Genomic DNA, 13227 nt, shown 5'->3' with positions numbered 1-13227 from the left:
ACGGATTGTCGTGGCGCGACCCTCTGCGGGGCTATTGCGTTTTCCCTAGGAAACGGCCAAATCAGAGGGAAAGCCCCTCTGGTTCATGTCTTTTGCGCGGAAAAAACCGTCAACGGTCGAAGGTCAACGGATTACTCAATCGCCTTGCCCATGTCCTCAATGACCTTCTTGGCGTCGCCGAAGACCATCATGGTCTTGTCCATGTAGAACAGCTCGTTGTCCAGGCCGGCATACCCGGCGGCCATCGAACGTTTGTTGACGATGACGGTCTTGGCCTTGTAGGCTTCGAGGATGGGCATGCCGTAGATCGCGCTGCCCTTGACGTGGGCGGCCGGGTTGACCACGTCGTTGGCGCCCAGAATGATGGCCACGTCGGCCTGGCCGAACTCGGCGTTGATGTCTTCCATCTCAAACACCTGGTCGTAAGGCACCTCGGCCTCGGCCAGCAGCACGTTCATGTGGCCGGGCATGCGCCCGGCCACCGGGTGGATCGCGTACTTGACGTTGACACCACGGTCGGTGAGTTTTTGCGCGAGTTCCTTGACCGAATGCTGGGCACGCGCCACCGCCAGGCCATAACCCGGCACGATGATCACGGTTTCGGCATTGCCCAGGATGAAGGCCGCGTCGTCGGCCGAGCCGGACTTGACCGGACGCTGCTCCTTGGCACCGGCGGCTGCCGTGCCCGCCTCGCCGCCGAAGCCGCCCAGGATCACGTTGAAGAAGGAGCGGTTCATCGCCTTGCACATGATGTAGGACAGGATGGCGCCCGACGAACCCACCAGCGAACCGGCAACAATCAGCATCGCGTTGTTCAGCGAAAAGCCGATGCCGGCCGCGGCCCAGCCCGAGTAGCTGTTGAGCATGGACACGACGACCGGCATGTCGGCGCCGCCGATCGGGATGATGATCAGCACGCCCAGCACGAAGGACAGGGCCAGCATCGCAAAAAAGGCCGTCCAGTTGCCGGTGAACATGAAGACCAGGCCCAGCGCCAGCGTGGCAATGCCCAGCACCAGGTTGACCATGTGCTGGCCGGCAAACGTCACCGGCGCGCCCTGGAACAGGCGGAACTTGTATTTGCCGCTGAGCTTGCCGAAGGCAATCACCGAGCCGCTGAAGGTGATCGCGCCGATGGCGGCGCCGAGAAACAGCTCCAGCCGGTTGCCGGCCGGAATCGCCGCCGTGGGCAGGCCCGCCGCCACGATGCCAAAGGCGTCGGGCTCGGCCATGGCCGCGACCGCGATGAACACCGCGGCCAGGCCGATCATGCTGTGCATGAAGGCCACCAGCTCGGGCATCTTGGTCATCTCGACACGTTTGGCCATGATCGTGCCGGCGGTGCCACCGACCAGCAAGGCGCCCAGGACGTACACCATGCCGAAGGCCTTGCCGCCGGAGAGCTCCACGATCAGGGCGCCGGTGGTCAGGATGGCGATCGCCATGCCCACCATGCCGAACAGGTTGCCGCGGATCGAAGTGGTCGGATGCGACAGGCCCTTGAGCGCCTGGATGAAACAGACGGAAGCCACCAGGTACAGCAGCGTGACAAGGTTCATGCTCATTTGGCGGCTCCCGAGCCGGCTGCGTCAGCCGCAACGGTTTTCTTTTCCTTCTTGCGGAACATCTCCAGCATGCGGCGTGTGACCAGGAAACCACCGAAAACATTGACCGCAGCCAGCGCCACGGCGAGCACACCCATGGTTTTTCCCAGCGGCGTGACGGTCAACGCGGCGGCCAGCATGGCGCCGACGATGACAATCGCCGAAATCGCATTGGTCACCGCCATCAGCGGCGTGTGCAGGGCGGGCGTGACGGTCCAGACCACGTGGTAACCCACGTAAATGGCCAACACAAAAATGATGAGGTTGATGATGGTGGGTGACACGGCATCCATGGTCTGTTCTCCTGGTCGGGCGGCTCGGCAGCCAGCCCTGGAATGGTTATTTCTTCTTGACTTCGCCGGACTGCGTCATCAGGCAGGCCGCCACGATGTCGTCTTCCAGGTCGATGTTGAGCGTGCCTTCCTTGCTGATGACCAGCTTGAGGAAGTCCAGCAGGTTGCGCGCATACAGCGCACTGGCGTCGGCGGCAACCAGCGCGGGCACATTGGTCTCGCCGATCAGCGTGACGCCGTGTTTGACCACGGTTTTGCCGGGTTCGGTCAGCGGGCAGTTGCCGCCTTGCGGCGCGGCCAGATCGACAATCACGCTGCCGGGTTTCATGGCCTTGACCATGTCTTCGGTCACCAGCACCGGTGCGGCGCGGCCCGGAATCAGCGCGGTAGTGATCACGACATCGGCCTGGGCCACGCGTTTGGCGACCTCGGCCTTTTGCCGCTCCAGCCAGCTTGGCGGCATCGGTTTGGCATACCCGCCGACACCGACGGCCGCTTCGCGCTCTTCGTCGGTTTCATAGGGCACGTCGATGAACTTGCCGCCCAGCGACTCGACCTGCTCCTTGACGCTGGGGCGCACGTCGCTGGCCTCGATCACCGCGCCCAGGCGCTTGGCCGTGGCAATCGCCTGCAGGCCGGCCACGCCAACGCCCAGAATCACCACGCGGGCGGCCTTGACGGTGCCGGCGGCGGTCATCAGCATCGGGAAAAAGCGCTGGTAGCTGTCGGCGGCCATCATCACGGCCTTGTAGCCGGCGATGTTGGCCTGCGACGAAAGCACGTCCATGCTTTGCGCGCGGCTGGTGCGCGGCGCGGCTTCCAGCGCAAACGCCGTCAGTTGCGCGGCGGCCAGGCGCTGCAGGCCGGCGGCATCAAACGGGTTGAGCATGCCGACCAGCACCGTGCCGGCCTTGGCCAGGCCAATTTCGCTGTCCAGCGGGCAACGCACCTTGAGCACGATGTCGGACGCATAGGCGCCGGCGGCATCGGTGATCTCGGCACCTGCGGCGACATAGGCATCATCGGGCACGCTGGCAGCCACACCGGCACCCGACTGGATGCACACGGTGTGGCCCTGGGCCTTGAGTTTTTTGGCCGTCTCGGGCGTGACGGCAACGCGTGTTTCCCCCGCCGTGATTTCGGCCGGTACCCCGATTCGCATGGGTGTCTCCTCGTTGCGTAAGTAGTTCTACGTGAAATTGTTAGCTGTCAGCGAGCTTACATGAGTTTCCCCGGCTTTTTTCTGGGCGTTGCTCTCTGGAAGTCCCGCAGGCTTCAGTCCGGACAGGTGGCCCACGGATAATGCTGCGATGAATACACGATGGAAACCCAGTGTCACGGTCGCGGCCGTCATCGAGCGCGAGGGCCGGTTCCTGCTGGTGGAGGAACACACGCAGGACGGCCTGCGCCTGAACAACCCGGCCGGCCACCTGGACCCGGGCGAAAACCCGATCCAGGGTTGCGCGCGGGAAACGCTGGAGGAAACCGCGTTTCACTTCACACCGCAGGCGCTGGTGGGCATCTATATGTCGCGCTTCGAAAAACCGATGCCTGGCCAGGACATCCCGCTGGACATCACCTACCTGCGTTTTGCCTTTTGCGGCACGCTGGGCGAGGAAGTAGCCGGGCAGGCGCTGGACGAAGGCATTGTGCGCGCCCTCTGGATGACCCCCGATGAGATCCGGGCTTGCGCTCACTTGCACCGCAGTCCCTTGTTGCTGACCTGCATGGAAGACTACCTGGCTGGCAAGCGTTACCCCGTGGACCTACTGACCACCGACCCCAGCGTCTACGACGCCAGGCCCTGAGCCTCTCGCGCAATTGCGTCACCACCTAAAATGCTGCCATGCACAAGCAACGTATCGTTGTCGGTTTGAGCGGCGGCGTGGACTCCGCGGTGACCGCGTACCTGCTCAAACAGCAGGGCCATGAAGTCATCGGCATCTTCATGAAGAACTGGGAAGACGACGACGACAGCGAGTTCTGCTCGTCCAACGTCGACTTTGTGGACGCCGCGGCGGTGGCCGATGTGATCGGCATCGCCATCGAACACGTCAACTTTGCCGCCGACTACAAGGACCGGGTGTTTGCCGAGTTCCTGCGCGAGTACCAGGCCGGCCGCACGCCCAACCCCGACATCCTGTGCAACGCCGAAATCAAGTTCAAGGCCTTCCTGGACCACGCGATGCGGCTGGGCGCCGAAAAAATCGCCACCGGGCACTACGCCCGCGTGCGCCTGAACGAGGCCACCGGCCTGCATGAACTGCTCAAGGGCCTGGACCCGGCCAAGGACCAGAGCTATTTCCTGCACCGCCTGAACCAGGCGCAGCTGTCCAAAACGCTGTTCCCGGTCGGTGAGCTGAAGAAGACCGAGGTGCGGCGCATCGCCGACGAGATCGGCCTGCCGAACGCGAAGAAAAAGGACTCGACCGGCATCTGTTTCATCGGCGAGCGGCCTTTCCGTGACTTTTTGAACCGCTACATCGCCAAGGCGCCGGGCCCGATCAAAAACGACCAGGGCCGGGTGCTGGGCGAACATGTGGGCCTGAGTTTCTACACCCTGGGCCAGCGCCAGGGCCTGGGCATAGGCGGCGTGAAAGCGCGCGGTGCCGAACTCAAGGCCGTGCAGGCACTCGGCCAGCGCGGTGTCGGCGAACACGAGCCCTGGTTTGTGGCGCGCAAGGACATGGCGACCAACACCCTGTGGGTGGTGCAGGGCCATGACCACCCCTGGCTGCTGTCCACCGAGGTGCAGGTGCAGGACTGCAGCTGGGTCGCCGGCACAGCGCCGGAAGCCGGCGCGATGGCCGCCAAGACACGTTACCGCCAGCTTGACGCTGCCTGCGAACTGCTTGCGCCTTCTTCGACCGAAGCCAGCCTGCGTTTTGAGCAGCCGCAGTGGGCCGTTACGCCGGGCCAGTCGGCCGTGGTGTACCAGGGCGAGGTCTGCCTGGGCGGCGGTGTGATCACGGCCAGCAACGTGCAAAACGGCGTCTGAGCCCTGAACACCAACAATTGCAAGCCAAGTTAGCCCCCAGCCCATGCCAAATATGGTCGGCCAGCTATCAATTAAATAGCAAATTCAGCCGTTCAAACGATCCGGATCTCCACCACGGTGCGGCCAGGCGCACTGCTGATTGAAAGCTGTGCGCCTATGGCCGTGGCGCGCTCGCGCATGGCCAGCAGGCCCTTGCGCGGCGGAACGGCGGCATCGAATCCGCGGCCGTTGTCGATGATGCGCAGGCAGACACCGCTGCCGTCCATCTCGGCCTCGATGGCCAGCGAGGTCGCCTGCGAGTGCTGCAGCACATTGGACAGCGCTTCAAACACCATGAACTGCAGCTGGCGCAAGGCGCTGGTGTCCACGTGGGCGACCGGCGCCAGCGGGCGGACCACCCACTGCAACTCGATGTCCGAGGCGGCAAAACGCGGCTCCAGCCGGTAACGCAGGTTGGCCAGCAGCGAGGCGACGTCGCCGGGCTGCAGGTGCATGGCGTCGATCGACAGCTTGAGCTGGTCCAGGGTGTGGCGCAGGGTCTGCAGCACATCGTCGGTGCTGGCCTTGCCTGACTGGAGCTGGCGTATCGCGGCGCTCAGGTGCGCGCCCACGCCGTCGTGCATGTCGCGCAGGATGCGGGTGCGCTCGCCGACACGCTCCTGCTCGCGCGCCAGTTGCTCAACCTTCTGGTAGCTCAGGCTCAGCTCCTGCTCTTTCTGTGCAATCCGGGCCGAGAGGTTGGCCATCAGGTCGCGCGCCTGCGCGCTGACCTCGCGAAACCGCGTGATCACGATATAGGCCAACGCCAGCCCGAACAGCACTGAAGAGTAGCGAAGCAGTGTGTTGTCGGCATAGGACGGGCTGATGCGGAAGACAAACCAGTCGCGCACGCCCACCACCATGTTGACCAGCAGCGCGGCAGCCACCACCTGGTGCGACGGCGTCGCATGCCGGGCTGCCTGCCAGCAAAAAAACACAATGAAGGTCAGGTAGGGCAGGGCATAAACCCCATACCAGGCCGTCAGCACCAGTGGCGCCGAAGCGGCCAGCGCCCAGGCCACGATGGGAAAGCCGAGAAAAAACCAGGCCCAGGTGACGCGGTTGAACCAGATCGCCGGTTTGCGCTTCGACCAGTTGGCGACAATCACAAAAAAGCTGCCCATGGCGCTCAGCCAGCCGCCCAGCGCCAGGGCGGTGACCACGCCCCAACCGGGCCACAACAAGGGTGGCTCCTCGATCAGTGCGTCGCTGATGCGCAAGGTCCAGAACAGTTCGGCCAGCCCGCCCAGCAGATACAGCGGGTCCCGGGAAAACCGGCCGCCGGGGCCCGGATGCGTCTGCGTGAACCACAGGGCCAGCGACACTGCGGCGACCATCAGGCTGAGCACCACAACGACCAGGGTGCCGGTGACGCGCCAGTGGTAGTCCTTGAGATACAGGGGACGCACCTCGTGGTCCGGGCCCAGTACCGGTGCCGCCAGGCCGCCGCGGCGGCCGACGTCGGCCCGCACGTGGATCAGCAGCTTGTTGTTGGGTAACAGCAGATCCGCCGCAAGCGGAATGAAGCGCGGGATTTTGGCGTAGTCACCGCCATTGGGCTTCGTCAGGCTGCCGTTTTTCTCGAGCAGGTTGCCGTTGAGCCAGACTTCGTAGGCATTGCCCAGCCGCGGTATGTACAGCGCGTAGGAGTCAGATGGTGTGACGGGCCACGCGAACTCGATTTCAAACGATGCCGACCCAGCCTTGCCGGGGTGTTGCCGGTCCCAGTGGTAAGGCAGGCTCACGCTTCTGGCGCCTGACACACCGTCAATGGTCAGCGTTGCCGTGGCCTCACGCAATGACATCGTCTCAGCATGAAGCACGCCCTGGCCCCACAGGCAACACAGCAGCAAGCACCCGAGCCAGCGACAGATCATGCGCTCAGGCCGTCCGGGATCAGTTGGGCGCCGAGGCCGGCGGCTGGAGCAGGCCCAGCCGGGTCGCCTCATAGACCGCCTCGCTTTTGGAGTGAACCGCCAGCTTGGTGTACAAATTCTTGATGTGCGACTGGATGGTGTGCACGCTCACGGCATTGAGCCTGGAAATTTCGGCATAGGAAAATCCGCGCGCGATCAGCTCCAGCACCTCCTGCTCGCGCGCCGACAGCAGCGCGCGCGCCGGGCCGCGCGCATCCCCGGGCTGGGACGCAAGTGCCTGCGGCGCAGGGGGCGCCGCGCCGCGTTCCTCCGCCTGCAGGGCGCGGTACTTGGCCAGCACACGGCGCGCGATCATGGGCGAGATGGGCGAGGCGCCGGCCTTCATCTCAAGAATCGTGTTCGCAATATTGTCAGGCGTGTAGTCCTTGTGGATGTACCCGAGCGCGCCAGCCTCGACACTTGACAACACGCTGTCCTCATCGCCGAACATCGAGATCACCAGGGCCTCGCACTCCGGTCGCGTCTGGCCGGCCAGGCGGATCAGGTCCAGCCCGTTGCCATCGGGCAAAGCCAGGTCGGTCAGCAGGATGTCGATGGCCAGCGCGCGGTCGCTGATCAGCGCCCGGGCTTCTTCAAAGGTGCCCGCGCTGCCCATCAGGCATAACTCGGCGCAACGCGACACGCTGTCCGCGAAGAACTCCCGCGTGGGGACATCGTCTTCAACTATCAATACGCGCCAGACAGGCATGGACGGAGTTTTTGAAAGTGCTGCCACGGTAGCTGATGATAAGTGCAGGAGCAAGTGGAGAACCGGTTAAGGCACGGCCGACCAGCGCGCGCGCAGTGTTGAAGGTGACGGCAGCCCGACCCCCGAAAGCGCACCCAACTGCTTGTCCGGAGGTTTGTACGCCCCGGCCGCAGGCGTGGCAATCCCCCGTTCATGGGATTCTTTGCGCCAGCCCCTCCTCCTAGACTGCGAGAGCCTTTTTCCCAATCAGCAGCGCAAGCTCCCAGGATTCACATGAACCATGCCTACCGCCTCGTCTGGAACGCCCGCCTGTCCCTGTGGGTCGCCGTTTGTGAAACGGCCCGGGGTCGCGGCAAAACCTCGGGCACGGTCAAGCGCGCCATGCTGGCCGCCGGATTGCTGGGCGCGCTCAACGCGATGGCGTTGAACCCCGGCGCCTTGCCTGCGGGCGGCCAGGTCAGTGCCGGGCAGGCCAGCATCCAGGCGTCTGGCGCCAGCATGACCATCACCCAGGCCAGCGCCCGCGCCGCCATCGACTGGCAAAGTTTCAATATCGGCGGCGCGGCGGCCGTCACCTTCAACCAGCCCAGCGCCGCAGCCATTGCCCTGAACCGCGTGACGGGACAGGACGCGTCGCAGATCATGGGGCAGCTCTCGTCCAACGGCCAGGTCTTCCTGCTCAATCCGAACGGTGTGCTGTTCGGCAGCACGGCGCAGGTCAACGTCGGCGGGCTGGTGGCCTCGACCCTGGGCCTGTCCAACGACGACTTCATGGCCGGCAACCACCGCTTCAGCGGCAGCAGCACGGCCTCCGTGGTCAACCAGGGCCGCCTTACTGCCGCGGATGGCGGTTATGTGGCGCTGCTGGCGGCGCAGGCCAAAAATGAAGGTGTCATCCAGGCCCGGCTCGGCAATGTGTCGCTGGCCGCGGGCAGCGATGTGACACTCAACCTCAACAACGGCAGCCTGCTGGGGCTGACGGTCAACCAGGGGGTGGTCGGCGCCTTGGCCGACAACAGCCATTTGATCCAGGCCGAAGGCGGCAAGGTGCTGATGACGGCCCAGGCCGCCGACCGGCTGGTCAGCGCCGTGGTGAACAACCGCGGCGTGATCGAGGCGCGTGGCGTGATCGCCAAAGACGGCGTGATCCGCCTGCTGGGCGACAACAACGCCGGCATCGTCACCAACACCGGCGCACTGAGCGCCGACACCGTGCAGGGGCAGGCCCGCAGCGTGCTGCAGGCCGGTCAGATCGAGGCGGGCAGCGTGAACCTGAGCGCCGCTTATGCGCTGGTGCAAACGCAGGATGCGCGCATTCGCGCCGAGGGCGGCAATATCCGGCTGGACGGCGGGCTGAACACCTACCTGTCAGGCACCGTGGATGCGAGCGGCGGCGCCGGCAAGGCGGCGGGGGGACAAATTACTGTGGCCGGCCAGACCATCACCCTGTCGGCCACCCGCCTGGATGCGTCCGGTGCGTCGACCGCCGATCCGGCCGGTCGCATCCGCGTGGGCGGCGGCGCGCATGGACTGGATACCGACATCGGCAACGCCCGCACGGTCACGGTCAGCGGAGCCACCTCACTGAAGGCCAATGGCAAAGACGGCAGCATCGTGGTCTGGTCGGACGACACCACCAGCTACTTCGGGAAGGCCCAGGCCGGCGAGCGGGGGTTTATTGAGGTTTCATCCAAAGGCACGCTGAACCTAGGCGGCACCACCGAAGTCGGCGCCGGCGGGCAGATTTTGTACGACCCGACCAATATCGTGATTGATGCGGCCGCGCCTGCATCGTTTTACATCGACCTGGCCGACCCCACCCCCACCGCGGGGGACAACCATGGCACTTCAGCCGCACAACTTGCCAACGGGAACATCCTGGTTGCCTCCATCAGCGACGACAGCGGGGGAACCGATGCCGGCGCGGCATATCTTTACAACAGCACCACCGGCGCGCTGATTTCCGCGCTGTACGGCAGCGCAACCAATGACAACGTTGGCAGCAGCCGGTTCGTCAAGCTGAGCAACGGAAACTACCTTGTCGGCAGCACCAATTGGCGCAACGGCGCTGCCACCAATGCAGGTGCACTCACCTGGGGCAACGGGGCAACCGGGGTCAGCGGTGTGGTCTCGGCGAGCAACTCCCTGGTCGGCTCTACCCTTAACGAAGGCGTGGGCAGCATCGGCAGCGTCACCACGCTGAGCAATGGCAATTACCTCGTCAAGACAGCCAACTGGCGCAATGGGGCTGCGACCAATGTGGGAGCCGTGACCTGGGGCAACGGCAGCACCGGGATCAGTGGTGCCGTCTCATCGGCCAACTCGCTGGTCGGGAGCGCCACGAACGATCAAGTAGGGAGCTATGGCATCACCCTCCTGAACAACGGCAACTATCTTGTGCGCAGCGCGAATTGGGACAACGGCGCTGCGGTCGATGCGGGCGCCGTGACCTGGGGCAGCGGCACCGCCGGCGTCAGCGGTGTGATCTCGTCCGCCAACTCACTGGTCGGCAGCACGTCGAACGATTTTGTGGGCGGCAGCGACATCATCGTGCTGAACAATAACAACTATGTCGTCAGAAGTGAGAACTGGGACAACGCCAGCTTGGTGAATGCAGGCGCCGTGACCTGGGGCAGCGGCAGCACCGGGGTGAAGGGCGTGGTCTCTGCCGCCAATTCGCTTGTGGGAACAACCGCCAATGACTATGTCGGGATGTATGGTGTTACCGCACTGACCAATGGCAACTACGTGGTGCGCAGCGGCGGCTGGGACAACGGCGCGGTTGCCAATGTCGGCGCCGTGACCTGGGGCAGCGGCACGGCGGGCGTCAAGGGAACCATTTCCTCGGCCAACTCGCTGATCGGCAGCACGGCAAACGACCTGCTGGGTGACATCGGCGTCACTGCACTGACCAATGGCAATTACGTCGTCAGCAGTGGCTACTGGGATAACGGCGCCATCAGCGATGCGGGGGCGGTCACATGGGGCGACGGCGCCACGGGTACCACCGGTGTGGTCTCGGCAGCGAACTCGCTGGTCGGCAGCATGGCCTCCGACACGGTGAGCCGACTGGGCGTCACCGCTTTGAACAACGGCAATTACGTCGTCAATAGCGACATGTGGGACAACGGGGCAGCGAGCAATGCGGGTGCTGTGACCTGGGGCAACGGGACTACCGGCGTGAGTGGTGTCATCACTGCGGCTAACTCCCTGATCGGCGGCACGACCAATGACCGTGTTGGTATTAATGGTGTGACAGCGCTGAGCAATGGCAACTACGTTGTCAACAGTTACAACTGGAGCAATGGCGGCCTTGCCGCCGGTGGCGCGGTTACTTGGGGAAGTGGTACCGCTGGTGTCGCAGGCCTCGTCTCATCAGCCAACTCGCTGGTTGGCGGCACCGCCGCCGACAGTGTAGGGAGCTCTGGCATCACCGCGCTGAGCAATGGCAATTACCTTGTGCGTTCGTCCAGCTGGGACAACGGGGCGACCACCAATGTGGGGGCCGTCACCTGGGGCAATGGAAGCTCGGGCATCACCGGGCTAGCGACCTCGCTCAATTCCCTGATCGGTGGCACATCGGGTGATTCTGTGGGGTTTGGAACCATCACTGAGCTGGGCAACGGCAACTATCTGGTCGCGAGTCCAAACTGGCGTATTGGTGCCGCCACGAATGTGGGAGCCGTCACCTGGGGCAGTGGCACGTCCGGTATCAGCGGCGTGGTCTCGGCGAGCAATTCCCTGGTTGGCAGCATCGCTGGCGACAACGTGGGTGGCACCAACGGCATCACAACGCTGAACAATGGCAGCTATCTGGTGCGCACCGCCAACTGGCGCGACGGCGCGCAAACCAATGTCGGTGCCGTGACATGGGGCAGCGGCACCGCTGGCGTCAGCGGGACGGTGTCGGCCGCTAACTCGCTGGTCGGCAGCAAAACCGGTGACGCGATCGGCGGCGCCGGCATCACCGCGCTCAGCAACGGCAACTATGTCGTACGCAGCGCGGACTGGGACAATGGCACAGTGGCCAATGCGGGCGCCGTGACCTGGGGCAGCGGTACCGCCGGTGTCAGCGGTGTCGTGGCTGCAGGTAATTCGCTGGTCGGCAGCACCGCAGGCGACAACCTCGGCCTGGGTAGCAACATCACGGAACTGAGCAACGGCAACTACGTGGTGAACAGCGTTTACTGGCGCAACGGCGCGCTACTGAATGCCGGCGCCGTGACTTGGGGCAACGGCACCACTGGTGTGAAGGGTGCTGTGTCGGCAACCAACTCTCTGGTCGGCACGGCGAGCGACACATTTCTGGGCAGCGGCACGACCGTCGCTCTTGCCAACAGCAACTACGTGGTTGTGAGCAACCGCCTGAACGGCGAGCGGGGTGGGGTCTGGATCGTGTCCGACCCTTCGAATGCCACATCGGGCATCAACGCCAGCAACGGTACCGCCAATGTGAACCCGGCGCTGCTCGCCAATGCAGCGGGCGTGGGCGCCACCGTGACGCTACAAGCCAGCAATGACATCACGGTGAACTCGGCCGTCAGCGTGGCCGGCAAGCTGAACCTGCTGGCCGGCAACGCGATGACGCTTAATGCCGGCGGCACCATCACCTCCACCGCCACCGGCGACGCCATCGTGCTGTCCGGCAACACCTTCGTCAACAACGCCGGCAGCAATGCGCTGACTGCGAGCAACGGCCGCTGGCTGGTCTACTCGAACGCGCCGGCAGGCAACACCTTCGGCGGCCTGGTATCGGGCAACAACGCGGTGTGGAATGCCACCCACGCAGCCAATGCCCCGGCGACGATCGCCAGCGGCAACCGTTATGTGTTTGCGCAGCAGCCCACCGTGGGCGTCACTGCCAATACGCAAAGCAAGGCCTACGACGGCGCCGGTTTCGGCACCGCCACCTACACCACCACCGGGCTGGTCAATGCGGCGACCTATGGCACGGTGTTCACGCAGGATGCGCTGTCCGGCGCGCTGGCAACCGCCGCCGGCAGCAACGCCGGCATCTATGCCATCACGCAAGGCACGCTGGCCGGCCCGACCGGTTATGGCGCGCTAACCTATACCGGCGCCAATGCCGTGATCACCCCGAAGGCCGTAACCCTCACCGGCCTGGCGGCGACCTCGCGCGACTACGATGGCACGACCACCGCCGCGCTTACAGGCGGCACGCTCTCGGGCATGGTGCTGGGTCAGACCCTTGGCTTCTCCGGCCAGTCCGGCCAGTTCAACACCGAGGACGCAGGCAACGGCAAGGCCGTTACCGTCAGCGGGCTGGCGCTTTCCGACGGCACGGGCCTGGCCAGCAACTACAGCGTGGCCCAGCCCACCGGCCTCACTGCCAACATCACGCCCAAGGCCGTGACAGTCACCGGCATGAGCGCCACCTCGCGCACCTACGACGGCACGACCGCTACCGCCCTCACCGGCGGCGCCATCAGCGGCACGGTGCTGGGCGAAACACTCGCCTTCTCCGGCCAGTCGGGCCAGTTCAACACCAAGGATGTGGGCAATGGCAAGGCTGTCACGGTCACCGGCTTGGCGCTGGGCAATGGTACAGGCCTGGCCGGCAATTACAGCGTGACCCAGCCGACAGGACTCAGCGCCAACATCACGCCCAAGGCCGTGACAGTCACCGGCATGAGCGCCACCTCGCGCA

The 13227-nt window shown here is 64.7% G+C and carries 8 protein-coding genes; 3 read left to right on the top strand and 5 right to left on the bottom strand.

Annotated elements, in window-relative coordinates:
* Positions 1 to 131 precede the first annotated feature (131 nt).
* The 3 genes from PSV40_RS21375 to PSV40_RS21365 are packed head-to-tail and all read right to left on the bottom strand — an operon-like array spanning position 132 to position 3059.
* Positions 132 to 1565: an NAD(P)(+) transhydrogenase (Re/Si-specific) subunit beta gene (locus PSV40_RS21375; protein WP_300541689.1), complete on the bottom strand. Its 1434-nt coding sequence runs from the start codon at positions 1563 to 1565 to the stop codon at positions 132 to 134.
* Positions 1562 to 1897: an NAD(P) transhydrogenase subunit alpha gene (locus tag PSV40_RS21370; RefSeq protein ID WP_300541687.1), complete on the bottom strand. Its 336-nt coding sequence runs from the start codon at positions 1895 to 1897 to the stop codon at positions 1562 to 1564. Before PSV40_RS21370 ends, PSV40_RS21375 begins: the two co-directional genes overlap by 4 nt.
* Positions 1898 to 1943: 46 nt before the next feature.
* Positions 1944 to 3059 carry a Re/Si-specific NAD(P)(+) transhydrogenase subunit alpha gene (locus PSV40_RS21365; protein ID WP_300541685.1) on the bottom strand — a complete coding sequence of 372 codons (1116 nt, stop codon included), beginning with the start codon at positions 3057 to 3059 and terminating at the stop codon, positions 1944 to 1946.
* Between the two features lie 148 nt (positions 3060 to 3207).
* On the opposite strand from PSV40_RS21365, the gene PSV40_RS21360 reads away from it, so the two are divergent.
* Both PSV40_RS21360 and mnmA read left to right on the top strand, forming a co-directional pair.
* Complete coding sequence (locus PSV40_RS21360) at positions 3208 to 3705, top strand: NUDIX hydrolase (protein ID WP_300541683.1); 498 nt, start codon at positions 3208 to 3210, stop codon at positions 3703 to 3705.
* 38 nt (positions 3706 to 3743) lie between these two features.
* Positions 3744 to 4895 (top strand): tRNA 2-thiouridine(34) synthase MnmA, encoded by a 1152-nt coding sequence (gene mnmA, locus PSV40_RS21355; RefSeq protein ID WP_300541681.1) that lies wholly within the window; start codon positions 3744 to 3746, stop codon positions 4893 to 4895.
* 92 nt (positions 4896 to 4987) lie between these two features.
* On the opposite strand, the gene PSV40_RS21350 is transcribed toward mnmA, so the two are convergent.
* Both PSV40_RS21350 and PSV40_RS21345 read right to left on the bottom strand, forming a co-directional pair.
* Positions 4988 to 6739, bottom strand: coding sequence for a sensor histidine kinase (locus PSV40_RS21350; RefSeq protein WP_300541679.1), 1752 nt, complete (start codon positions 6737 to 6739; stop codon positions 4988 to 4990).
* 91 nt (positions 6740 to 6830) lie between these two features.
* A complete protein-coding gene (locus PSV40_RS21345; RefSeq protein ID WP_300541677.1) occupies positions 6831 to 7559 on the bottom strand; it encodes a response regulator transcription factor in 729 nt (242 codons plus the stop codon).
* Positions 7560 to 7832: 273 nt separating this feature from the next.
* Here PSV40_RS21345 and PSV40_RS21340 point away from each other — a divergent pair.
* Positions 7833 to 13227, top strand: a 5395-nt coding sequence (locus tag PSV40_RS21340; RefSeq protein ID WP_300541676.1) for a YDG domain-containing protein, incomplete at its 3' end; no start/stop codon positions are given.

The sequence above is a fragment of the Polaromonas sp. genome, from assembly GCF_029945925.1.
GTDB lineage: Bacteria > Pseudomonadota > Gammaproteobacteria > Burkholderiales > Burkholderiaceae_C > Polaromonas.
This window is presented reverse-complemented; position numbering and strand designations above follow the sequence as displayed.